General features: G+C 68.6%; 14 protein-coding genes. 6 read left to right on the top strand and 8 right to left on the bottom strand.

Translation table 11 applies throughout. The annotated features are described in order from the left end of the window. The first annotated feature begins 172 nt into the window (after positions 1-172). Positions 173-4081: a CHASE domain-containing protein gene (locus E1742_RS01030; protein ID WP_166793376.1), complete on the top strand. Its 3909-nt coding sequence runs from the start codon at positions 173-175 to the stop codon at positions 4079-4081. A 108-nt stretch (positions 4082-4189) separates the two neighbouring features. Beyond that, positions 4190-5767, top strand: coding sequence for an MHYT domain-containing protein (locus tag E1742_RS01025; protein WP_134382930.1), 1578 nt, complete (start codon positions 4190-4192; stop codon positions 5765-5767). A gap of 88 nt (positions 5768-5855) precedes the next feature. Here the strand turns inward: E1742_RS01025 and E1742_RS01020 are convergent, their stop codons facing one another. The 3 genes from E1742_RS01020 to E1742_RS01010 form a co-directional block, all read right to left on the bottom strand. Further along, positions 5856-6230 (bottom strand): helix-turn-helix domain-containing protein, encoded by a 375-nt coding sequence (locus E1742_RS01020; RefSeq protein WP_229466411.1) that lies wholly within the window; start codon positions 6228-6230, stop codon positions 5856-5858. Positions 6231-6275: 45 nt separating this feature from the next. Next, on the bottom strand, positions 6276-6524 hold the full coding sequence (locus E1742_RS01015; RefSeq protein WP_134382928.1) for a hypothetical protein: 249 nt from the start codon (positions 6522-6524) through the stop codon (positions 6276-6278). A 230-nt stretch (positions 6525-6754) separates the two neighbouring features. Next, on the bottom strand, positions 6755-9034 hold the full coding sequence (locus E1742_RS01010) for a TonB-dependent receptor (protein WP_134382926.1): 2280 nt from the start codon (positions 9032-9034) through the stop codon (positions 6755-6757). A 387-nt stretch (positions 9035-9421) separates the two neighbouring features. Here E1742_RS01010 and E1742_RS26015 point away from each other — a divergent pair, with 387 nt between their 5' ends. The 4 genes from E1742_RS26015 (at position 9422) to E1742_RS00995 (ending at position 13634) form a co-directional block, all read left to right on the top strand. After that, entirely contained in the window at positions 9422-9562 is a 141-nt protein-coding gene (locus E1742_RS26015) for a hypothetical protein (protein ID WP_166793375.1), read from the top strand. A gap of 313 nt (positions 9563-9875) precedes the next feature. Next, the gene (locus tag E1742_RS01005) at positions 9876-10226 is read left to right on the top strand and encodes a hypothetical protein (RefSeq protein ID WP_134382924.1); all 351 of its coding nucleotides are present in this window, start codon (positions 9876-9878) and stop codon (positions 10224-10226) included. A gap of 114 nt (positions 10227-10340) precedes the next feature. Next, positions 10341-12614: a sugar nucleotide-binding protein gene (locus tag E1742_RS01000; protein ID WP_229466410.1), complete on the top strand. Its 2274-nt coding sequence runs from the start codon at positions 10341-10343 to the stop codon at positions 12612-12614. Between the two features lie 108 nt (positions 12615-12722). Beyond that, complete coding sequence (locus tag E1742_RS00995; RefSeq protein WP_134382922.1) at positions 12723-13634, top strand: DUF72 domain-containing protein; 912 nt, start codon at positions 12723-12725, stop codon at positions 13632-13634. A gap of 14 nt (positions 13635-13648) precedes the next feature. Here the strand turns inward: E1742_RS00995 and entS are convergent, their stop codons facing one another. The 5 genes from entS to E1742_RS00970 form a co-directional block, all read right to left on the bottom strand. After that, positions 13649-14905: an enterobactin transporter EntS gene (entS, locus tag E1742_RS00990; RefSeq protein ID WP_134382920.1), complete on the bottom strand. Its 1257-nt coding sequence runs from the start codon at positions 14903-14905 to the stop codon at positions 13649-13651. After that, a complete protein-coding gene (locus E1742_RS00985; RefSeq protein WP_134382918.1) occupies positions 14902-22041 on the bottom strand; it encodes a non-ribosomal peptide synthetase in 7140 nt (2379 codons plus the stop codon). Before E1742_RS00985 ends, entS begins: the two co-directional genes overlap by 4 nt. Before the next feature lie 7 nt (positions 22042-22048). Beyond that, a complete protein-coding gene (locus E1742_RS27130) occupies positions 22049-22189 on the bottom strand; it encodes an MbtH family NRPS accessory protein (RefSeq protein ID WP_371860245.1) in 141 nt (46 codons plus the stop codon). 106 nt (positions 22190-22295) lie between these two features. Then, positions 22296-23471: an enterochelin esterase gene (gene fes / locus E1742_RS00975; RefSeq protein WP_134382916.1), complete on the bottom strand. Its 1176-nt coding sequence runs from the start codon at positions 23469-23471 to the stop codon at positions 22296-22298. Then, positions 23468-25117, bottom strand: coding sequence for a PepSY-associated TM helix domain-containing protein (locus E1742_RS00970; RefSeq protein ID WP_134382914.1), 1650 nt, complete (start codon positions 25115-25117; stop codon positions 23468-23470). Before E1742_RS00970 ends, fes begins: the two co-directional genes overlap by 4 nt. Between the last annotated feature and the right edge of the window lies 1 nt (position 25118).

The raw sequence follows: 25118 nt of genomic DNA, 5'->3' as shown, positions 1-25118 counted from the left end.
GCTGCGCCATGAGCGCACCCCTTGCCGCGCTGTCAGCGCCCGCCTACGCGGAGATACTTCCGGTAATTATGCAAGTAAACATTACCGGTTCGACGCATCCGCACGATGGCGTCGCGTTCCGGCCGACTCGGGCATGATGTTTCCATCGACAGAACTGGAACCGACGCGTCCCATGCTTACCCGAAGCCGCCCTGCCCCCGCCGCCACCGTCGGGGCCAACCTGCTCTGCCTGGCCGCCTGCCTCGGGGCGGCCGCGCTGTGCCTGGCGCTCGCCATTCCCCGCGCCAATGGCAGCCCGATGTGGCTGCCGGCCGGTGTGGCGCTGGCCGCGCTGCTGATCCAGGGTCGCGCGGTGGCCCCGGCTGTCTGGCTGGCCAACGTGCTGTTCAACCTGTACCTGATGGGCGCCGAGGATGGCCTGAACGGCGCGCGCGCCGGGGTCGCGGTGCTGATCGGAACCAGCAATGTCGCCGTACTGCTGCTGGCCCAGCGCGTCATCAGCGCCCTGCACGTGACCGTCGCGCGCGACAGCGGGGCGGTGGTGCACGGCTACCTGGCGACCGCCGCCATCTGCGCGGCGCTGGACGCGGCGGTGGGAACGCTGGCGCTGACGTCCAGCGGCGCGCTGCCTGTTGCCGAACGGGGTGCCGCGGCGCTGGTGTGGTGGCTGGGCAGCGTCACGGCAATGCTGGTGGTGACACCGCTGATCTGCGCCTGGGCCGATCCCGCCGAGCGGCGCCGGCTGCGCCGGCACGCCGCCGAGACAGCCGCCGTGCTGGCCGTGACCGCCGCGCTGGCTGCGACCGTGTTCCACCTCGACTGGCAGGAGGACAGCCTGCAGTTCGCCTCCGCCTTCCTGCTGCTGGCACCCGTGATGTGGGCTGCCGTGCGCCTGGGGGCCGGCGTCACGACGACGGCAGTCGCCATCGTCGCCGCCGGCGCCGTGCTGACGACGCTGGGCGGCGCCAGTCCGTTCGTCACGCGCAGCCAGCTGCATTCGCTGCTGGGCATGGACCTGTATCTCGCCATCGTTGCCGTTACCGGGATGGTGCTGACCAATACCAGCGCGGGGCACCGCACGCCGGCCGTTGCGCCGGCCCGCAGCCGCTGGCCCGTGCTGATGCTGGCGCTGTGCCTGACGGTGACGGTCGGTGCGTGGCACGCGGCGGCACGCACCACCGAACGGCGCATCCACGATCAGTTCGAGGCCGTGGCCGATGCGGCATGGCGCCAGATCGATTACCGCCTGACCAATTACCGCCGGCTGCTGCGGGCCGGCAAGGCGTTGTTCGACGCCTCGGACAACGTCACCGCCGCCGAATGGCACAGCTTTGCCAGCAGCTTCGATATCGAGACGGCCTTTCCCGGCATACAGGGACTGGGCTTCGCCAGCTGGGTGGCGGCCGGAGACGCGGCGGCATTCGAACAGGCGCAGCAGGATCACTGGCCGGCCTTTCGCATCTGGCCGTCCATCGGCAACGCGCATTGCGCCGTCATTACCTTTATCGAGCCGCACGGCGTGCGCAACGACCGGGCAATGGGTTTCAATATGTATTCGGAGCCGAACCGGCGCGCCACGATGGCGGCGGCGGCGCGGCTGGAGCGCATCGGCAGCACTGGCACGGTGGTCCTGGTGCAGGAGATCGGCAACGCCAGGCAGCTGGGCTTCCTGATGTACGAACCCGTGTACGCCCGTGGCGCCCCCCATGCGACGCCGGCACAGCGCATGGCCGCGCTGCGCGGCTTCGTCTTCAGTCCGTTCCGGCTCGGCGACATGGTCGCCAGCATGATCAGCCGCGACGCGCCGTTTACACTGCGCATCTGGGACGGACCCAAGGTACCGGGCCGCGAAATCTTCCGCAACGACGCGGACAGGCCGCGCGCCGGCCGCTATGCCCATCCGCTGGCCCTGTCGCAAGCGGTGGCCATCGACGAGACGGGCCGCTACTGGACGATCGAGCTGACGGCGACGGAAGCGTTCGAAACGGCGATCGACCGCCACAACAGCCTGATCATCCTGGCCCTGGGCACGCTGATCAGCGTGCTGGTATTCGAGGTGATCAAGAGCCTGGCGACGACCCGCCAACGCGCGCTGCGCCTGGCGCGCGACATGACGCAGGAGGTGCAGGAACAGGGCCGCGCCGTGGAGCGCTCCGAGGCGCGCCTGCGTCTGTTTACCGCCAGCGTGCGCAGCCACGCCATCATCTTCCTGGACGGCGCCGGCAACGTGGAAGCATGGAACGAAGGCGCGGCCAACCTGTTCGGCTACAGCGACGAGGAAACGGCGGGCCGGCCGCTGCCCGTCTGGCACGACGCCGGCGGCGGCGCCGTCGCGCTGGCGCATGCCGCCAGCACGGGTACCAGCGCAGGCCTGCGCACGTTCGTGCGCAAGGATGGCAGCACGTTCCTGGGCGAAATGCAGCTATCGGCCGTACGGCCGGACGCGGACGGCACTCCCACCGGCTACGCGTTCATCGTACGCGACGTGACGGAGGCGGAGGCCGCCGGCGAACAGATGCGGCGCGCCAAGGAGCACGCCGAAAGCGCCAGCCAGGCCAAGTCCAGCTTTGTCGCCAACATGAGCCATGAACTGCGCACGCCGATGAATGCCGTGCTGGGACTGGCGACCTTGCTGAGCCGCACGCGCCTGGACAACGAGCAGCTCAATTTTGTCAACATGATCCGCAGCTCCGGCCAGACGTTGCTGGCGGTGCTGAACGACGTGCTGGATTTTTCGCGGATCGAAGCGGGCCGGATCGAGCTCAGTCCCGTGCCCACGCCGCTTGAGGCGGTGGCGCAGACGGCGGCTGCGCTGATGGCCGTCAGCGGCGGCGGCCGGCTGCGGCTGGTCGTGGACGTCGATCCGGCGCTGCCGGACGAGGTGGTCGTCGATCCGCTGCGGCTGGAACAGATTCTGACGAACCTGATCGGCAACGCGCTCAAGTTCACGGAGCGGGGCAGCGTGAACTGCGCATTCCGTGCCGGTGGCCTGGCAGCGGACGGCCGCTTGCTGCTGCGGGTGGAGGTGAGCGACACGGGCATCGGCATGGACCCGGCGCAGCAACAACGCCTGTTCTCGCCGTTCGTGCAGGCCGATGCCTCGACGAGCCGGCGCTTCGGCGGCACCGGCCTGGGCCTGACCATCGCGCGCGGGCTGGCCGAGCGCATGGATGGCCGCATCGACGTGACGAGCGCGCCGGGACACGGCAGCACGTTCGTCCTGACGGTGCCGGTGGCGCCCGTTCCCGATGCGACCGACCGCTACCGCCTGGCGCCGCCATGGGTCGACATCGACGTGCTGCTGTTCGAATCCGGCGAGGAAGTGGCTGCCGTGCTTGCCAACGCGACGGCACGCTGGGGCTGGCGCCTGCACCCCGTCAACGATTTCGACCAGGCCAGGGTCACGCTTGGCGGCACCGGCCCGCTGCCGCACCGCCTCGCGCTCGTCGGCCCCGGCAGCCAGGGCACCACGCCACTGGCCCTGCTGACGCCGCGCAAGGCGCGGCTGCCCGCCGGCTTCGCGGTGATCCAGATCAGTGCCGGCTTTGCCGCAACGCCGCTGGGTGCCGCCCAGGCGTTCGCATACGCACTGGTGCATGCGCCGGCTACCCGCGCCACGTTGCACGCCGCGATCGCCCAGCTGAGCGGCCATACGGCACCGGCCGATACCATGGCAGCGGTGCCGACACCGATGGCCGGCATGCACGTGCTGCTGGCCGAGGACAACCCGATCAACCAGACGGTCGCCGTGACGATGCTGCGCTATGCTGGCGCGGAGGTGACGGTCGCGGACAATGGCCGCGCCGCCGTCGATGCGCTGCGGCGCGACCCTGGGCGCTATGCCGTTGTGCTGATGGACGTGCAGATGCCGGAACTGGACGGCCTGCAGGCGGCGCGCATTGTGCGCGATACGCTGGGCCTGGCGGTGCCCATCATCGCCATGACGGCCGGCGTGACGGAAGGCGAACGGGCCGCGTGCACCGAGGCGGGCATGAACGATTTCATCGCCAAGCCCGTCGAAGAAGAATCGATGGTGGCGACAGTGCTGCACTGGCGCGGTCGGGCCTTGCCTGCGGTTTAATTGGTGTTGCAATTGCGCATTTTTGTGAACTCGGTTCGCCAAATTGCGCCTTCCCACGGTACAGTCCGGTATAGTGGATCCTGCCTGTTTCGATGTCCAGAGTAGATCATGTACAACGGTTATTACGATCCCATACTTGTCGTTGTCTCCATCTTCGTCGCCATTTTTGCGTCCTACACCAGCCTGAGTCTGGCCGACCGCGTTCGCAGCACGCATGGCACCGCGGCGATGATGTGGACGGCCGGCGGGGCCGTCGCCATGGGCACCGGCATCTGGGCCATGCACTTCATCGGCATGCTCGCGTTCCGGCTGCAGATCCCGCTCGGGTATGACGTGGGCATCACGCTGCTGTCGCTGCTTCTGCCCATCGGCGTATCGGGCCTGGCGCTGTGGCAGCTGCGGCACCGTACCGTGGACGGCGGCCGGCTGGCCGCCAGCGCGTTGCTCCTCGGCCTGGGTATCAACGGCATGCACTATACGGGCATGGCGGCAATGCGCTTCGAGCCCGGTATCGAATACGAACCGGTGGCGTTCAGCGCTTCCGTGCTGATCGCCATCGCGGCGGCGGCGGGCGCATTGTGGATCGCCTACCGGCTGCGCCAGCATACGCCGAAGGCCAGCCTGATCCAGGGCGCGGCCGCCGTCGTCATGGGCTTGGCCATCGCCGGCATGCACTACACGGGCATGGCCGCCGCGCACTTCCCGATCGGCAGCGTATGCCGCGCGGCCAGCTCGGGCGTCGACTATACGACGCTGGCCATGTTCGTCACGCTGGCAACGGCCGGCATCCTCACGATCGCTCTGATCGTCTCCGTCTATGACGCCCGGCTGGAGGCCCGCACCCACATTCTGGCCGCGTCCATCGCCACAGCCGAAGAGCGGCGCACGCAATACGTCAACGAACACGAAGCACGCATGGCGCTGTCCATCCTGAACGAACAGAAGGACCAGTTCCTGTCGACGCTGTCGCACGAGCTGCGTACGCCGCTCAATTCCGTGCTGGGCTGGTCGCAGTTGCTGCAGCAGCAAAGCCCGAAAGAGGCCATCGCGCTGCAGCGCGGCCTGGCTGCCATCGAGCGCAATGCGCGGGCCCAGGCCCGCATGATCGATGAACTGCTGGACATGAGTGCCATTGCCGCCGGCGAAGTGCAGGTGATGGCGGGCCGGGCGTGGCCGGGCGAGTTCGTGGCTGCGGCCGTGGAAGCCATCCGCCCTGTCGCGCTGGCCGGCAGGGTCGAACTGACGACACAGCTGGACCGCAGCGCGGGCCCCGTCTGGGCCGACTCGGCCAGGATGCAGCAGGTCATGGGCAATGTGCTGGCCAACGCGATCAAGTTCACGCCGCCAGGCGGGCATGTCGTCGTTACCCTGAGTCGCACCGCCGAGGGCGTGGCTATCCGCGTGGCCGACACGGGCGTAGGCATCGATCCGGACTTCCTGCCGCACGTGTTCGACCGCTTCCGCCAGAGCGACACGTCGACAACGCGGCAGCACGGCGGGCTGGGCCTGGGCCTGTCGATCGCGCGTCAGCTGGTGGAACTGCAGGGCGGCGCCATCGGCGCCGAAAGCGCCGGCCCGGGCCGGGGCGCCGCCTTTACCGTGCGGCTGCCTCTGTACGTGTCGACGGCGGGGCAGCATCGGATGCCGCCGGCGCAGCAGGACCGCCACGCGGGCTGCGGCGGCTGATCGCAGCCGGCGCAGCGGACGCCGGCGCCGGACGCGCGAAAGCCGCCCGGCGCCGTGGGCGCGGGGCGGTCTTGCGGGGCGCTGCCCGTCAGCCTTCGTTGGACGTACCCGAAGCCTGGCGCGGTTGATGCGCCTGCGGCGCCGGGGGCTGGCCGCCCGGACGGAACTCGGTCGGGCTCATTCGGTGACGCCCGCGCCGGTCGCCCATCAGATCGCGCAGTTCGCGGATGCCGATACCGGACGCCTCGTGCATGCGCAGCAGGATCGACGCCCCCACCGGCAGCCGGCCGTGCCGGATCTTGCTGACAATGGCAGGGGCGACTTCGATCGCCCGTGCCAGCGCCGCATCGTTGCGTGCATTCAGTTTGGCCGCCAGCGTATCCAGCAGCCGGCCGGGGCTGTACTCCCCGCCCTGTTCGTCCTGTCCACCTTGTTGCAGGCCGTCGTTCGCTTCGTAGTCCATCGCTACCTCCCCTTGTTCACACCATATGATGTTATGCAGGCGGGCCTACTGCAGCGCGCGCCGTTGCAGCGCGCGTGCCACCTGGACCAGGATGGAGCGCGTCAGCGGCGCATCGCGGTGTTCCGTCCGCGAGGCCTCGGCCAACAGCCGCGCCGCTGCGCGCGCATTATTTTCCGGGGCGGCCTGGAGCACGCGGCCCACAAGGTCGCACGCGTCCAGCACTGCGTCGATCTCGACCTGCCGCAGCCCAAGCGTGTAATGGGGCTCCGCGCCCGTCAACGTTTCGTTTTCCATGTCTGGTCTCCACATCCATTGGACTCCTTTGCGGATGGGAGCTGCATCGGCATGCGAGCCGGCGTTTTGTCGGAATGCATGCCGTTGGGGTGTCCGAACGCGGCTGATGGGGGCACTCGGCAGGGCTGGCTCTTCAAGGCCGTTCTCCCCGAAAGGTGCCGGCCCCGGCAGCAGGGCAAAAAAAACGCCGCCCGAAGGCGGCGTCAACTCACAGCTTGTAACGGTTCACATCAGAACTTGAAAGAAGCCGTCAGCATGGCGCTGCGGCCCGGGGCCACGCCGGCGTAGTGCGGCGAGCTGACCTTGTCGAAGTACAGCTTGTCCGTCAGGTTCTGCACGTTCAGCTGCAGGGTGACGTTCTTGTTCACCTCGTAGCTGGCCATCGCGTCGAAGCGCGTGTAGCCCGGCGCGTATTTCGTGTTGTTGATGTTGGCGTAGACCTTCGACACGTAGTTCACGCCGCCGCCGACGGTAACGCCCGGCAGCACCGTGTAGGCCGTCCACAGCGAAGCGCTGTTCTTCGGCGTGGTCGGGAAGACGTTGCCGTTGTATGGCGACGGTTCCCATTGCGCCGGCGCGCCGCTGGCGGCCGTGTTGACGTAGCCGTTGTCGTCCAGGCGACCGTCCAGCCACGTGTAGCCGCCGAAGACCAGCCAGTTTGGCGTGATATTGCCCGACACGCCCAGCTCGACGCCCTTGACGGACTTCTTGCCGACGTTCTGCGTGGTGCCGTCCGGTGCTGTCACGCGGGCGTTGTTCATTTCGCTCTTGAACAGCGCGGCGCTGACCGACAGGCGGCGTGCCAGTACTTCCCACTTGGTGCCCAGCTCGAAGTTCTTGCTGTCCTGCGGTTTCAGGTTGCGGATGACCGTCGTCAGGCCGTCGGAGCCGTCGCCGCCGTCATTGCCCGGCGGCGTGGACGACGTGCCGTACGACACGTAGACGCTGCTGTTGACGGACGGCTTGTAGACCAGGCCGGCCTGGTAGTTCGCGAACGTGCTGTTCACTTCCGCATGCTGCGCCGGCGTCGGCGTGGCGCCGCCCAGTGTGTACTGCGGCACGTCCAGTACGGAGCGGAAATCGTCCCAGCGCACGCCCAGGTTCAGCAGCCACTGCGGCGAGAATTCCAGCGTGTCGAAGAGGTAGGCAGAACGCGTGTTGGTCTGCACGTTGGTGCGCGCCGGCGACACGGAACGGGTGTACTCCCAAGGGTCGTTGGCGTTCGGATTGACCAGCGGGGCGCAGTTGTACAGCGTCTCGATGCCGGAGGTAGGGCACGTGAACGTTTTCGTCAGCGGGTTATTCGTGCCCGGCGTGAAGATGTAACTGCTGCGGTCCGTCTCTTCGCGGCCGAACTCCAGGCCGGCCGTGAACGAATGCTTGATGCCGCCGAACTCGCGCGTGCCGGTCAGGCTGGACGTGTTGGCCAGCGATTCCGTCTCCGTCACGCGGGTGTTGGCGCGGCGCCAGACGGTGCCGTACAGCAGGACGTTGCCCTTCGAGTCATCCGGCTGCGTCCACACGTAATCGTTGGTGTTGCGCCCGTAGCGCATGACGTTTCGGAACGTCAGGCCGTTGCCGAAATCATGCTTGACGTCGACGGTGCCGATGTCGGTCTGCGTGTCGCGGAAATCGCGGTTGACCAGACCGTAGAACGTGTCGCGGGCCACGTCGATGGGCGTGCCATTGCCGTTTTTCGCCACGTTCGGGCCCGTGCTGAACGGGTTGTTGAACGGAATGCCCGTGTCCGGGAGCTCGCTCGACTCCATGTGGTAGTAGCTCAGCGCCACCTTGGTCGGGCCCGTCAGGCCGAACGTCACGGTCGGCGCGATGCCCCAGCGGTCGCCGTTGATTTCGTTGCGCCCGGCGACGTGCGCGTCGTGGCCCATTACGTTCAGGCGTACGGCCGCGTTGTCGCCGATCGTGCGGTTCAGGTCGGCCGTCACGCGACGGTATTTGGCGCTGCCGAGACCGACCGTCGCGTTATTGAAGTTTTCCGCCTTGGCAGTCTTGCTGACCAGGTTGACGCCGCCGCCCGCCGACGAACGGCCGCCATATGCCGAGTTCGGACCCTTGACCACTTCCACCTGCTCCAGCGCGAAGATCTCGCGCGAGGCGGAACCTGTGTCGCGGATGCCATCGACGTAGGTGTCGGTCTGGGCGTTGTAGCCGCGGATGAAGAGGTTATCGCCCACCGGATTGCCGCCCTCGCCTGCACCGATGGTGATGCCGGGAACCGTGCGCAATGCGTCCGTCAGCGACGTGGCGCCCGACTGCGCGATCACGGCGGCCGGCACCACGGTCACGGACTTGGGCGTATCCAGCAGCGGCGCGGTGAACTTGTCGGAAGCGGAGCTGCGCACCTGGAAATCGCTGGTGGCGCGTCCTTCGACGCGCACTTCCGGCAGCTTTTCGTCGGTGGTCTGCGCATGCAGCGCCAGCGGCATCGCCAGCGCGGCGAGTGCCAGCGCAGCCGGGTGTTTCACGGTCTTGATATACGGGTTGGTCATTCTGTATCCATTCTGGTTGTGGCTGGCATGCGCTGGTACGGCCCATGGCTGGCACCGACGCTTCGCGGGAATTGGGCCCGGCCGTCGGGAAATATGCCGCATCGACACGATCGAGATGCGAGTCATAATGCGAATCATTCGTATTATGACATGACAGTTGCTCTCCGTCTATCGAACCGTTGGACAATGTCGGCACAACCCGACAGTATCGGGCGCCGCGGCGAACCGAACGCTGCCAGGATGGCCCCATGGACAACGTTGAAGGAGCGTCATAAGCAGCAGAAGGGAAGTCAAGGCGACATTGATTGAAGAGGCGCTGTGCCCCGGTCACAAGGAACTTCCTGACTCGACATTTGTCATACCCCCGTAGTAGCGACGGAGGGAGAAATGGACGCGCAGGCATTCATCGCCGGCAAAGCGCTGTTCGCTCCCTGGCTTGCCAGGCTGTCCGGTGGCCAGGTCGAGGAGACGAAAGCAGAGTTGGCGCAGTACACGTCTGCAGTCGATGCTCGAAGGCCGGCTGGGTGAGTCGGGCGGATAACCGGGATTGCGGGTAGAGGCGATAACGCTGCCGCACCGCGGCGGCCGCTGCATGCCGGCACGGCGCGGTGTCGATGCGCCCACCGGCCCGGCCGCGCAATCAAGAGGTGCCGGTGAACGCCCGCCCGTATGCCTTCGTACAGTCGCGCGCCGGCAATGCGCTGGCCGCCGTGCCCCGCCACCAGTCACGAACCGAGCTCAGCCCGGCAAGGTCCGACCGGCACATTGGACATCGTCCTACACCGGTCTAACTCATCAGGTGGCAAACTTCTGCCCTTCAATACAAGGACAGGCTATTAAGATGACTGCAACCATCCATCCCTCGCAGATGACCGATATCGACCAATCCTCGTACGATCCGGCGCGCCTGTTCGACACGGTACGCCAGCGCCTGCAACTGCACAGCGACAAGGCGCTGGCGAAAGCGCTGCAGATCGCCCCGCCCCTGTTGGCCCATCTGCGCCAGCGCGTACTGCCCGTCAGCGGCTCGCTGCTGTTGCGCATCCAGGATGCCAGCGGCATCGCCGTGGCCGAACTCCAGCGCGTCCTGGGCGACCGCCGCCGGCGTATGCGGCTGGCCCTTTCGGCCCGCAAAGCCAGTAACGATGCGCCTCGCGTGCCGGTGGCAGCCACGCGTGCCGTCACCCGATAGGACATACCTGCCATGACAACGGCGGCTTGTCCGACACCCATGTAGGTCCAGACCTATACGGAACAGCGGGTCGGGCCGCTAAGCTTGAACCGCGATCATTACAGGAGTGCAGGCATGACAGAACAGAACCGTACCGAGGTATCCGAGACCATCAACACCGCGCTGGAACTGTGGGGCGGTCTCGAATGCACGATCAACCGGGTGACTGACACCTATTTCAGCCAGATGGACCGCAACGGCCACCGGGACCGCCTGGAAGACATCGACCGCTTTGCCTCACTGGGCATCACCGCCATCCGCTATCCGGTCCTGTGGGAGTGCACCGCGCCCGATGCCATCGAGGATGCCGACTGGAGCTGGGCGGACGCACGCCTGCCGCGACTGCGCGAACTGGGCGTGGAACCCATCGCCGGCCTGATCCACCATGGCAGCGGCCCCGCGCACACTAGTCTCATCGCCACCGACTTCCCCGAGAAGCTGGCCGCCTATGCCGGCGCCGTGGCGCAGCGCTATCCGTGGCTGACGTATTACACGCCGGTCAATGAACCCTTGACGACGGCGCGCTTCTCGGGCCTGGCCGGCGTATGGTATCCGCACGGCTCCGACGAAAGCACGTTCGTGCGCGCGCTGATCAACCAGTGCCGCGCCGTGGTGCTGTCGATGCGTGCCATCCGCGCCGTCAATCCGGAGGCGAAGCTGGTACAGACCGACGACCTGAGTCGCACCTACGGCACGCCGGAGATGGGCGAGATCGTCGAATTCTTCAATGAGCGCCGCTGGCTCTCCTGGGATCTGTTGTGCGGCAAGGTCGAACCAATGCACGCCCTGTGGAACTACCTGCTCGACTCCGGCGCCAGCCCCGAGGAGCTGATGTGGTTCCGCGATAACCCGTGCCCGCCGGACGTCATCGGCGTCAATTACTACATCACCAGCGAGCGCTGGCTCGATCACAGGGTCGAGCGCTACCCGGACAACCGTGTGCACACCTACCGCGGCATCCCCCACGCCGATATCGAAACGGCCCGTGTGCTTGCCAACCCGACCCCCGGCATCGAGCCGTTGCTGATGGAAGTATGGGAGCGCTATCGCCTGCCCGTCGCCATCACCGAGGCGCACATCGACGCCAATCGCGAAGACCAGCTTCGCTGGCTGCTGGAAGTATGGAAGGCCGCTCAGGCGGCGCGCGCCAGCGGCGCCGACGTGCGTGCCGTCACCGTCTGGGCGCTGCTTGGCTCGTACGACTGGAACTGCCTCGTCACTGCCTGCAACGGCTACTACGAACCGGGCCCGTTCGACGTGCGCGGCCCCGAACCCCGCCCCACCGCGCTCGCGAAAATGATGCGCGCGCTGGCAACCGGCGGCCCACTGCCGCATCCCGTGCTGCAAGGTGCCGGCTGGTGGCACCGGCCAGGCCGTTTCCTCTGCCCGCCTGTCGCCACCAGCAGCATTCCCGCCTCGCTGGCCGAACGGCAGCAGGCCAAGGACAAGGTGCGGGGCCAGGTGCAGCCGATCCTGATCGCCGGCGCCAGCGGCGCGCTGGGCACCGTGTTCGCGCGGCTGTGCGAAGCGCGCAATATTCCGTGCCGCGTGACGAGCCGCGCCGAGATGGACGTCACCGATCCGGCTGCCGTGGAAGCGGCGATCCGAAAATACCGGCCGTGGGCCATCGTCAACGCCGCCGGCTCGCCGCCGCGCGTGGGCGGTGCCGAGGACGGCGACACGGAACTCGAACAATGCTATCGCGAGAACTGCCTGGGCGCCACGGTGCTGGCACTGGCGGCGCTCAAGCACGACATACAATACCTGATGTTCTCCAGCGCCGAAGTGTTCGACGGCCAGCTGGAACGGGCCTACAGCGAAAGCGACCCGGTCTCGCCACGCACGTCGTTCGGCCGCCACAAGGTGCAGGCGGAGCAGCGCGTGCTGCTGGCCCACCCGGGTGCGCTGATCGTGCGCAGCAGCGGCTTCTTCAGTCCATGGGACGAAGAGCACCTGCTGGCGCGCAGCCTGAACGACCTGGCCGAAGGCCGCACAGTGGCGCTGGACGGCGAGCGGCCGCTGACCCTGACGTACCTGCCCGACCTGGTCAACGTCTGCCTCGACCTGGCCATCGACGGCGAACGGGGCATCTGGCACCTGACCAGCAAGGGCACGATGGACGCTGCCGCGCTGGTCAGCCGGACGGCCGCGCTGCTCGACATCGACGCCGGTGGCCTGCGCGAAGTGCGCGAGCCGAATCACCAGTCGCCCGCGCTGCTGGGCACCGGACGGGGTGCACTGCTGCCGTCGCTGGAGGACGCGTTGCAGCGCTACGCCCGCACCGTGACCGTGCAACGGCAGGCGTTGCCGGAGGGTGTGGAGGAGCGCCGCAGCAGCTTGCGCGTGTGACGCACGGGTTGTAATCTTCATGGGACGGCCACCTGCCAGGTGCCCGTCACACGGCTTTTTCCGGCCTGCCGTGCGCCTACTACGGCCGGGCTTGCCTATACTAGCGCCATGGCTTCCGACATCCGCATCGGCATCTCCGGCTGGCGCTACGAACCGTGGCGCGGCGTGTTCTATCCCGACGACCTGGCCCAGGCACGCGAACTGGAATATGCGTCGCGCGCCCTGCCCACCATTGAAATCAACGGCTCCTTTTACTCGCTGCAGCGGCCCAAAAGCTACCAGGAATGGTACGACGCCACGCCCGAGGGCTTCGTTTTCAGCCACAAGGGCAACCGCTTCATCACGCATACGAAGCGCCTGCGCGAGCCGGAAAAGCCGCTGGCCAATGTATTCGCTTCGGGCGTGTTGAACCTGCGCGAAAAACTCGGCCCCTTCCTGTGGCAGTTCCCGCCCAACTTCCAGTTCGACGCGGCGCTGGTCGAACACTTTCTCAGCCTGCTGCCGCACGATACCGAGGCCGCGCTGGAGATGGCGCGCCGGCACGAGCCGCGCATGAATGGCCGCGCGGCGCTGGAGATCGACGCGAAGCGCAAGGTACGCCACGCCATGGAAATCCGTCACGAAAGCTTCAACGACAAACGCTTCGTCACGCTGCTGCGCAAGTACAAGGTGGCGCTCGTCGTGGCCGACACGGCCGGCAAGTGGCCCGACTACGAGGACGTGACGGCGGACTTCATGTACCTGCGGCTGCACGGCGAGAAAGAACTGTACGCCAGCGGCTACACGGACGAAGCGCTGGATCGCTGGAGTGCGAAAATCGCCGCCTGGAGCAAGGGCGGCCAGCCGGTCGACGCGAAGCTGATCTCGTCGGTCGCCGCGCCCAAGCGCGCCAGCCGCGACATCTTCTGCTACTTCGACAACGACATCAAGGTGCACGCGCCGTTCGATGCGCGCGCCCTGCTGGCGCGGCTGGGACTGGGCCAGGACCTGACGACGCTCGGCCCCCGGCCGCAGGGGTAAATCGCAGGGCAGTGCTACGCCGCCTCGCGCTCCATCAGCTCCGGCGCATGCAAAGGCGCCTCGCGCAGGCGCCGGCACAGTCCCAGCATGAGCAGCCCGAGTGCCGCGGCAGTCGCCCCGAACACGAACACCCCGGTCAGCGCCGATGCGAACTTGCCGACCATGCCGATGCCGACGGAGCCCAGCGCGTCGCCGCCCGCCTCCTGCGCCGTCCACAGGCCGTTGACCCGGCCCAGGTAGTGGTCGGGCGTATGCCCCTGCACCAGCGCATACTGCAGCAGCGACGCCACCGAGACGAGATAACCGAACCCCACCAGCAGCACGAGCGACGCCGGCAGTCCCGGCGCAAGCCCCAGCAGCATGACGCAGGCACAGGCACCCACGCCGGCCAGCATCATGGCGCGGCCCGGGCGGCGCAGATGTTCCGTCCAGCCGCTGACCAGGGCACCCAAGGTGGCGCCCAGCGGCACCGCCGAATACATGAGTCCCGCGGCCACCGCCTCCGACACGCCGGACTGCGACTCCGCCAGCGCGGGGAACAGCACCCGCACGGCAGTGGCCAGGGTGACGATGGTACCGGCCACCGCGGTTCCCGCCACCACCGCATTCGTGACGAGGAAGCGGAAACCCTGCGCCAGTGCGCGCAGCGGATGCTCGTCGTCGCCACCGTGCGGCAGCATCGCGGGCAGCCGCAGCAGCGGAAGCAGCGTCAGGCCCGTGCCGAGGGCGGCAATCAGGTAGCACCACCCGACACCGGCCAGCGCGATCAGCGCGCCGCCGATGGCGGGCGAGATCACGGTGGCCAGGCGCATCGTCACCATGCTGATGGCGCGCGCCTGCATCAGGTTTTCGCGCCCGACGATGACGGGCATGCAGGCCATCAGCGCCGTAACGCCCAGCGCGCCGAAAAAGCCGTCCCAGGCCGCCAGCACGTAGATCGCAGGCAGCGATGGCTCGGGCAGCCAGGCGTTGGCGGCCAGGCCCAGGAATCCCAGGCCGCAGATGAAGCGCGCCGCCAGAATCAGCCGGCGCCGGTCCCACCGATCGGCCAGCACGCCGCCCAGCAGCAGGCCGATGAACATGCCGGCGCCTTCGACGGCCATTGCCGTACCGACCTTGAGCGGATCGCCCGTCAGCGCGTGGATCTGCATCGGCACCGCGACGGACAGCATGCCAAGCCCCAGCAGCGAGATGGTGCGGGCAATGAATACGCTGCGAAAGTCGCGATTGCGCGCCAGGAGGCCGAAGTCGGCGAACAGTTTTTTCTTCATGGTGTTCCTTCCGATGCCGCCAGCGCCGCGCGCAGCAGCGGGCCCAGCGTTTCCAGAGATTGCGGCGACATGATATTTTCGTGCGATGCCTGCGCCAGCCGGTGCACGCGCAGCGACGCCGCGTGCCGCCGCCAGTCGCGCTCCGGTTCGATGTACGCGGGCAGCGACTGCTCGGCCACGAACAGCGTCAGGTCGCCGTCGTAGCCGGGCGTGCGGGTCCGGGCCAGCAGGCGCACCGCGTCGCCATAATTGGCGAAGATCTGCGCCAGCAGCGCTTCGCGTTCCGCTGCCAGTGCCGCGGCCGCGGCGCCATCGTCGCCGTCGTACGCGTCGGCCAGCAACTGCTGCTGCTCGCGTTCCGCACCCATGGCCGCCTCGGCGCCTTGCGGGTCGGTCCAGTCGTGCACCTCGGCCGGATACGTGTCCAGCAGCCCGAGGAACGACACTTCCTCGCCGGCCGCACGCAGCCGCGCGGCAAGCGCATACGCCACCGTGCCGCCCAGCGAATACCCCAGCAGCCGATACGGCCCGTCCGGCTGCACGCCACGCACGATTGCCAGCTGGCGCGTCACCAGCGTCTCCATGTCCGGACTGGTGGCGATCAGGCCATCGGGACGCGGCGACTGCAGGCCGATAATTGGCACCTCCTCCTCCAGGTAGCGCGCCAGCACGCTGTACTGCCAGGCGAAGCCGGAGCCTGGATAGAAGCAGAACAGCGGCGTGCCGGTTCCGCCCCGCAGGTGGATGACGGGTTCGAAGCCGTCGCCGCCGAAATCGTTGCGCATGCCGTCCTCGTTCAGGCGCGCCGCCAGCCGCGCCACTGTGGGCGCCGTCATGATCTGGCCGACGGAGACGGGCCGTTCCAGCACGCGCCGTATCTCGCTGGCAAGGCGCATCGCCAGCAGCGAGTGGCCGCCGATGGCGAAGAAGTCGTCGTCCGCGTACACCTGCGGCACGCCCAGCACGGCGGCAAATACTTCCGCCAGCCGGCTTTCCAGTCCGCGCGCGGGTATTCGCCGTCCGCTGTCGTCAGGCACCGGCAGCGGCAGAGACTTGCGATCCAGCTTGCCGTTCGCGCTCAGCGGCAGGCGGTCCAGCGGCACGAACGCCACTGGCACCATATGCGCCGGCAGCCGCGTGGCGAGCAACTGGCGCAGCGCCGCGTCTTCCGGCAGGGTCGCACCGGCCACCGGCACCAGCCAGGCGACCAGCTGGCGGTTGTCGACCGCGCCGCCGGCCTGCCCCAGCGCGACGGCGTTGACGGCCGCCTGCGCCACTTCCGGCAGCGCCGTCAATACGCTTTCGATCTCGCCCAGTTCGATCCGCTGGCCGCGGATCTTGACCTGGTCGTCGGCCCGGCCCAGGTATTCCACCGTGCCGTCGTCGAGCCAGCGCACGACGTCGCCGGTGCGGTACATCCTGCCGCCATCGCCGAACGGATCGGCCACGAAGCGGCCCGCCGTCAGCGCCGCCTTGCCGAGGTAGCCGAGCGCGAGCTGCACGCCGCACAGGTACAGTTCCCCGACGGCGCCGGGCGGCACGGGCCGCAGCCAGCGATCCAGGACGCGCAACTGCGTGTTCCAGACGGGACGGCCGATCGGCACGCCGCTGCCGCCTGTCGCCGTCACTTCGTCCGCCGGCATATACGTCACGTCCACGGCCGCCTCGGTGGGACCGTACAGGTTGTGCAGCCGGGCGGCCGAGTACCGCGCGAATTGCGCGGCCTGCGCCTTCGTCAGCGCTTCGCCGCTGCAGAACACCAGCCGCAGCGAGGCCGCACGGCGTTCGTCCAGCGTGGCGAGGTGCGCGGTAAACGTCGCCAGCATCGACGGCACGAAGTGCATGCAGGTGGCGCCGTACGCTTCCACCGTCGCCAGCAGCGCGGCGGGGTCCTTGTGCGCGTCGGGGGCCGCCATCGCCAGGCTGGCGCCCGTCATCAGGGGCCAGAAGAATTCCCAGACCGAGACGTCGAAGCCGCACGGCGTCTTCTGCAGCACCACGTCGAGGGGCCCGAGCGCATACTGGTGCTGCATCCAGGCGATCCGGTTGACGATGGCCCGGTGCGACACCAGCGCGCCTTTTGGCCGCCCCGTCGTACCCGACGTATATATCAGGTAGGCCGGATGGTCCGGTGTCAGCACGGGCTCCAGCTCGGCGCCGCACTCGCCCGGCGGCGCCAGGCGGTCGAACGTGAGCACGGCAGCTGCCGTGAAGCGGGCACGGTCCGATTCCTGCGCAATCAGGAGGCGCGGCACCGCATCCTCCAGCATGTACTGCAATCGTTCGTCCGGATAACCCAGTTCCAGCGGCAGGTACGCGGCGCCCGCCTCGATGACGGCCAGCAGTGCGATCGTCAGCCGCACGGAGCGCGGCAGCGCCACAGCCACGATATCGCCCGGACCGACGCCCGCTGCTGCAAGCCGGCCGGCCAGCACCCGCACCTGCTGGCGCAGCTGGCCATAGTCGAGCGCATGGTCCGCGTCGCACAAGGCCGGCGCGCGGGGCGTGCGTTCGGCCTGGATCGCCAGCGCGCTGCGCAGGGTGGCCGGTGGCAGCGGATGCGCCGTCGCGTTGACGGCCCCGATGGCCGCCGTCTCGGCCGGCGTCACCAGCGGGTAGCGCGCCAGCGGCAGGTCCGGCGTGGCCAGCGCCGTGCGCAGCAGCCCGACGACCCGTTCGGCCAGCGCGGCGGCATCCGCCACGGCACTGCGGTTCTCCAAAAGGAACGCGATCTCGTCGCCCGGCAGCACCAGCAGCGCCAGCGGATAGTGGCTGTAGCCCCGGTTTTGCACGTCGCCCGCACGCAGCGGCGCACCGTCCGCGCCGGCCAGCTGCTGCGCCAGATAGCTGTTGTCGGGATAGTTTTCCACCACCAGCAGCGTATCGAACAGCGTGGCGCCACCGGCCGCGCGCTGGATCTCCGCCAGGCCCGGCCCGTCGTGTTCCTGCAGCGCCGCATGCCGGGCCTGCAGCGCCGGCAGTTGCGCCCACAGCGGCGCATGGGCATCGAGCCGCACGCGCACGGGCACCGTGTTCAGGAACAGCCCCACCTGGTCGCCGATGCCGTCGACGGGCGCGCTGCGCCCGGCCACCGGCGTGCCGAACACCACGTCGTCACGGCCGGCCAGCGCGCCGATCACGATGCCCCAGACGGCCTGCATCATGACGTTGAGCGTGACCCCGGCCGCACGCAGCCGGTTCGTCAGGTCGGCGCTTTCCTGCACCGTCAATGCCAGCAGGCTTTCCGTGACGGTGCCGGCGGGTTCGCCGAACAGCACCGTCGGCTGCACACCTTCCAGTGCCGCGCGCCATTGCGCGATCGATGCCGTTTGGTCGCGCACGGCCAGCGCGCCCACGACCTTCTCGTAGCCGACTGGCAGCGGCAGCAGCGCCGCGTCGTCGCGGTAGGCCGCCAGCAGGTCGCGCAGCAGCAGCGGCGTCGACCAGCCGTCGATGACGAGGTGATGGATGGCAAGCAGCAGCGTGTATTCCCGCGCGCCCGTACGCGTCAGACCGGCGGCCAGCATGCCGCCGAAGCGGTCCGTATGGCAGGAACCGGCCAGCAGGTCCGCCTCGACTTCCGCAATGCGCTCGGCGCGTGCATGCGGCGCCAGATCCGCAACGTCGTCCTCGCGCCAGAACCACCCCGCAGTGCCCACTGCCGGCAGCAGGAACACGGGTTGTTCGACCGTCTCCGTGTCGAACAGGCCGCCCAGTTGCGGATAGCGCAGCACCAGTGCGTCCAGCGCACGCCGCAGCCGCGACGGATCGACAGCGCCCTCAAGACGCAGCCTGGTGAACGCGCTGTAGTTCCCGCCCATGCCGGTGTGGAACAGCATCCCCTGCTGCAGCGGCAGCACGGGCGCGGCGGCGGCGAAGGCGCCGTGCCGTGCCGCCAGTGCCGCATGCTGCGCCGGCGGCAGCGACCAGCCGGCCGCCGGCGTGTCGATGGCCGTCAACGATGCGGCCATCGCGCGCGGCGTGCGCAGCGCAAATACGGCTGAAGGGCGCAGTTGCCGTCCCGCCCTGCGCAGCTCGCCGCACAGGACGATGGCCGCGATGCTGTCGCCGCCCAGCGCGAAGAAGTCGTCGTCCGCGCCCACGCCGGCCAGCTTCAGCGTGCGCGCCATCGCGTCGCACAGCAGCGCCGCATCGGTGCCGGCGGCCGGTGCGCCGCCGCCGGTCGTCATGACGATGGACTCGGGTGCCGGCAGCCGTTTGCGGTCGATCTTACCGCTGACGTTGCGTGGGAACGCATCCAGTACGAGCAGCAGCGCGGGTACCATATAGTCCGGCAGGACCTGGGCCAGTTGGGCCAGCAGTTCGCGGCACGTTTGCGCGCGTGCCTCCCCGGCAATGCCCGGCACCGCGCAATATGCCACCAGACGATGGCTGCCGTTGACGGGCTGCGCCAGCACGATGACGCTTTCCACGCCGGGCAGCAGCGACAGCGCGTTTTCCACTTCGCCCAGTTCGACGCGATAGCCGCGCACCTTGACCTGGTCGTCGCAGCGGCCGATGAATTCGAGCTGGCCGGACAGGTTCCAGCGCACCAGGTCACCCGTGCGGTACATGCGCGCACCATCCTGGCCGAATGGATCGGCAACGAAGCGCGCGGCGCTCAGGTCGGGCCGCGCCAGGTAGCCCAGCGCCAGCCCGGCGCCGGACACGTACAGCTCACCGAGCGCCCCGGGCGGCACCGGCTGCAGGCGAGCGTCCAGCACGTACACCCGGGTGTTGCCGATGGGGCGCCCGACCACGGGGCGCGCACTGGCAAGAATGGGCGCACGCAGCGTGTCGACGGTGTATTCGGTCGGACCGTACAGGTTATGGGCCTGCAGCGCCGGGTATGCGCGCAGCTGGCGCCACAGCGCCTCCGGCGCCGCTTCGCCGCCGATCAGGAGGACGGTGGGCGCATGCGTGCCGCCCGCCATCAGGCCGCTGTTCAGCAGTTGCGCCAGGAACGACGGCGGCAGGTCCATTGCGTCGATTCCCACGCTGTCGACGTGGCGCGCGAGCGCCCAGGCGTCGCGCCGCATTTCGTCGTCGATGACGTGCAGCTCTTCGCCCAGCAGCATCCAGAACAGCTGCAGCCATGACGAATCGAACGAGAACGAATGGGTATGCGCCGCGCGCAGCGCACGGCCGGAGAAGTTCGCGCGCACGGCGGCACGCGCCGGTTCATAGATCGTATCGCGATGGACTCCGATCAGGTTCAGCAGGGCCGTATGCGTATTCATGACGCCCTTCGGCCGGCCGGTGCTGCCGGACGTGAAGATGACGTAGCCGATGGCGTCAATCGCCAGCGTACCGCGCTCGTTATCGTTCAGCGGGTGCGCCGGCATGCCTGCCACGTCGGCGCGCACGCCCGCGGCATCGATGCGCAGGCAAGGCAGTCCGGCCGGCAGCGGCACGGCAGCCCGTTCGCTGCACAGGGCCAGCACCGGCTGCGTGTCCTCGCACATCATCGCGATGCGCTCAAGCGGATAATCCAGGTCCAGCGGCAGGAACGTGGCGCCCGACTCCAATACCGCCAGCATGGCGATCACCGCATCGGCGCAGCGAGGCAGTGCGACCGCCACGACTCTTCCCTGCCCCGCGCCACAGGAACGCAGCAGGCGGGCCAGCTGCGCTACCTTGCCTGCCACCTCGGCAAACGTGAAGCGCTCCTCCCCGCAGACCAGCGCTGTCATCTCCGGCTGCATGCCGGCCTGACGGTTCAGCAGGTCGACGATGGTACGCAGCGTCGCGTCGCGCTCGATGCGCGGACCGCCCGCCCAGTCCTCCAGCGCCGCCTGTTCGGCTGGTGGCATCAGGGGCACGCTTGCCACCGGCAGCGCCGGCTGCTGCGCCCATGCTTCCAGCAGGTGCGCGATCCGGGCCGCATGCGCGGCGAGATCGGCGGCCGTGTAGCGGGCGCCATCGGCGCGCAGCTCGAGGGACACCGCGTCGCCATCCACCTGCAAGCCGAATTCCAGGTCGTCCACCGGCCCGGTCGCCAGATGCAGGGTGCTCCCCGGCGTGCCGGCCAGGTCGAGCCGGTAATCGAACATCTTGTAGTTGATCAGTGCACCGTACAGGCGACGCCCCGATCCCACGATCCCCGCGTCGCGCTGGATCTGCTCGGCTTCATAGCGCTGGTGCGGCCGCACCTCGCGCAGCGCCTCGCGGAAGGCTCCGGCGGCCCCGAACCAGTCCGCGCCCGGCGCCACCGTCACGCCGATCGGTAACACGTTGACCAGCGGCGCGGCCGTGCGTACGGCGGCACTGCCCATGCGGCGCATGAACGGCACGCCGATGCTCTGGCCGGACTGTCCCGTCATGCGTGCCAGGTAGGCCGCCAGCGCGCCGTGCACCAGGTCGGCCACGCCCAGGCGCTCGCGCACGGCCTGGGGATGGCGCGCCATGGCGTGCAGCACGGCGGGCAGCGTTACGGTATGGGTGACGATGGCACCTGGCGTGGCGGCCGGCTGCAGCGCCAGCGTCGTTGCCGGCGGCAGCGCCTCCACATAGCCGCGCCAGAACTCGCGGTCATCCGCGCACTGCGCCGACCCGCCATATGCCTCATATTCGGCCACCGCTGTCGCAACGGGCGTAAACGGAGACGGCGGCACAGCCGCGCCCTGCGCCAGCGCCGTGTAGACGGCCGCGATATGGCGCGTCAGCGCGACAAAGCTGAAGCCGTCCAGCATGATGTGGTGGTAGCGCTGGTACCACAGCCAGCCCTCCGGTACGCGGTACAGCGCGTGCCGGAACAGCGGCGCTTCCCCTTCCACCGACAGTCCCGCGTCGATATCGGCACGCATCGCCGCCAGCGCCCGTTCTCTGGCCTCGGGCGTACGCCAGTCGTGCAGTTCCGGCGCCGGCACGTCGTCCGCCGTGGCGAAGCGGGGAATGCGCTGTTCGGGGCCGGCATTGCCGCTGCGGTACCGGGCCATCACGGTGTCGGCACCGGCCAGGCCAATGCGGATCGCCTGGCACAGCAGCGGCCCGTCCACCGCGCCATCCAGTTCCGCGCAGTGGGCAATGACGTAGCCGCTGGACGCGTGCGCGCCTGCCGCCACCTGGTCCGCCAGCCAGATTCCCATTTGCGTGCCGTTCAGCGGCAGCGTTTCGATATTGCGAATGTCGTTCATCGCGGCCTCACGCGTTGCCGCCGGCCGTGCGGGCGAACGGGTTGATCGCCTGCCAGTGCCGCTCGACGTAATCGACGCACTCGGCGCGCGCCGCGGGCCCGAAACGGTGCTGCCACCCGGGCGGCACGTCGGCAAACTCCGGCCACAGGCTGTACTGCCCCGGGCGTTGGCAAGTACGTGGAAACGGTATTGTTCGTCGTCGAACGGATTCACATAGTCCTGGCTCATGATATTTCCCTGATTCTGATTTGTCGTTATGGTGTCTTGTTCAGCAGCCGCGCGAGGCCGTCCAGCAGCCCGTCGCGCCAGCAGAGCGGGTCATGGCCGCCTCGTACTACCGTGTAGTGCACCGTGTGACCGGCCCGTGCGAGCGCGGCGGCCATCGCCCCGTTTACGCCGGTCATCTCCGTTTCGTAGCAGCCCACCTCCAGCAGCGCCACGATGCGCGCATCGTTCCCCAGGCCGCCGTTGACCTGTTCGGCCAGCCAGCCTTCCCCTTCCGTGCGCGCCGGGTCGGGCCACCAGAACGAGCCGGACTGGCTCAATACGCAGCCGAAGCAGTCGGGGAAGCGCAGCGCCGCGTACAGCGCCGCCAGTCCGCCATAGCTTTGTCCGGCCACGACCGTGTCCGCCGGGCTGCGTTCGAACGGCTGCACCCACGGCAGCAGTTCTTCCTGCACGGCCAGCCAGAACGCTTCGTTGCAAGGCATCTCGACGCCGCGCCGCTCCGGGCTGACCGCATCGATCAGCACATACACGGCCGGCGGCAGTGCTCCCTGGGCCGTCATCGCGTGCAGCGCCCCAGCTACGGGCATCTCCCGCGCCCAATACTGGCCATCCAGCAGGACCACCAGCGGCAGCGGCACGTGCACCGGGCCGGTACGAATCACCCAGACGTCGCGCGCGACATCGAGCCGGGTGCTGTGCCAGCGCCGGCATGTCATCCCATCGGCCGCGGCCGGCACCTGCCAGGCGGGATGCACGGGCGCTTGCGGCAGCAGCAGCGGCGACAGTGGCACGCCCCAGCCGGTTCCGTGCGCCGGCAGCCGGTTGAATGGATCGGCACACGCCTGACGTGTCATCAGGTCGATCCACCACGCGCGCACGGCACGGCGCTCCGTTGGCGCTTCCTGGCCGCCCTGCACCGGCAGCAGGAAGTAGCTGCCGCGCCAGTCCGCCGGCAACGTGGTGCGCCAGACCCAGACATCGGTGCCGCCCAGCCGCATCAGTGCCGTGCGCTGCGATACCGGATGCGGCGTATGCGAATACACGTCCAGGTAGACGGCCGCGCAATCCGTGCCGCGCCACAGGAACGCCAGCTCGACATGTTCGCCGCGTGGCGCCCGCAGTGGCGTGCCCGCCGCAGCGACGTCTTGCCACCAGGCGGGACTGCCCACGTCCGTCCGTTCCAGCAGGGCCAGCGACGTCACGTGCCCACCTTGCGCACCGCTTCCGGCGCCGCCTGCGCGGCATCGGTTGCATTGGCCCACACGCTGTCGGCCGGCCCTTGCGCGGCGCGGCGCGCGGCCAGCCTGGCGGCCCAGGCGAACAGCCCCGCCAGCACCAGTGCCGTCGCGTCGACGCCCAGCGTGGCCGGACTCGTATGCGCCCACATATTCAGTGCCGGTACGAGTGCGCCGGCGACGCTCGTGACGGGGATTGCCAGCGCCGTGACGGCGCAGGCGACCAGCAGCTCGCGGCCGGCCCTGGCGGCCCCGCGCGCGAAGGCCCACGCCACGCAGGCAAGGAAGATGGCGTAATAGACCGTGGGGTAGGCATCGTTCGCATGGGCATTGAACGCATGCAGCCATTTGGCAGCGACCATGCAGGCACCGATACCGGCCACGCTGCCCAGGCAGACGCCGACGGTGGCCGATGCGATCAGCGCAGTGCGCAGCGGCTGGGCCGGCAGCGGCCCGTTCTTCAGCTGGTTCTTGCGGCGCTTCTCGATCCACAGCAGGTTCCCTGTATAGAACAGCGCGGCGCCGGCCAGCCCGAAGACGAAGTACAGCCAGCGCACCGTCACGCCGCCGTAGCTGCCGAAGTGCAGTGCGAAGAAAGGCGCGACCATCGCGCTCCACGTGTTGCCCTGGCCCGGCAGCATGCTGGTGCTGAGGATGTCGCCCGTGTATGGCTGCAGGATGACGAAGCCCGTCTCGGCGCCCTGCACCACGTGGCGCGGACTGGCGACGGCCGCGCGCACGATCGGCCGGGGCGACTCGACGCCCATGTACAGCAGTTCCGTCACCTCGAAGCCCGGTGCCTGCTGCTGCACCCGGCGTACCAGTTCGCTGGCTGGCAGCAGCTTCGTCGCATCGCCCGGTACGTTATGGATGGCGGGCGGCACGAACATCGGCCGCTCGCGGTAGACGATGCCGCGCAATCCGTCGTAGAACTGGTCGTGGAACGCGAACACGACAACCGTCAGGCTGATGACGATATGGAACGGCAGGCTGGTGATGCCGAGGATATTGTGGGCGTCCAGCCAGAAGCGCTTGCGGTTCTTGCCGGCCCGCAGCGCGAAGAAGTCCTTGACCAGCGTGGGCAACAGCAGAACGACACCCGAGACCAGCGCGAGGAAGTACAGCACGCCCGCCACGCCCATCACGTAGATGCCGAAGTATTCCTCGCCCAGGGTGCCGGGAATGCCACCGGTACGGTGCAGCATGTCGATCAGCTGCGCCAGCAACGACGGCTTGACCTGCTCCACCGCCAGCGCGCCCTGCCCGTCCAGCGTGGCCTGCCAGCGCACCAGGCCGAAATCGATCTCGTGGCCCGATTCGCCGGCCTGCCAGCTGACGGGCGCCGGCGTGTTTTCATGGCGCGCCACGTGCAGCGTGAACTCCTCGCGCGCGGCAGGGTAAGCGGCCAGCACGTCGGCCACGACCTTGTCGACCTGCGCCGGCGCCAATGGCGATGCGGACACCGTTGGCGCGCTGACCCAGCGGTCGAGCGGCTCCTTGAACATCGTCAGCGCGCCGCCGAAGAAGCCGATGAACAGCAGCATGCCGGCACAGATGCCTCCCCACGTGTGCACGGCCTGGTAGATACGCAGGATATCGCTGCGGATTTTCATG

The organism is Pseudoduganella plicata, assembly GCF_004421005.1.
GTDB lineage: Bacteria > Pseudomonadota > Gammaproteobacteria > Burkholderiales > Burkholderiaceae_D > Rugamonas > Rugamonas plicata.
This window is presented reverse-complemented; position numbering and strand designations above follow the sequence as displayed.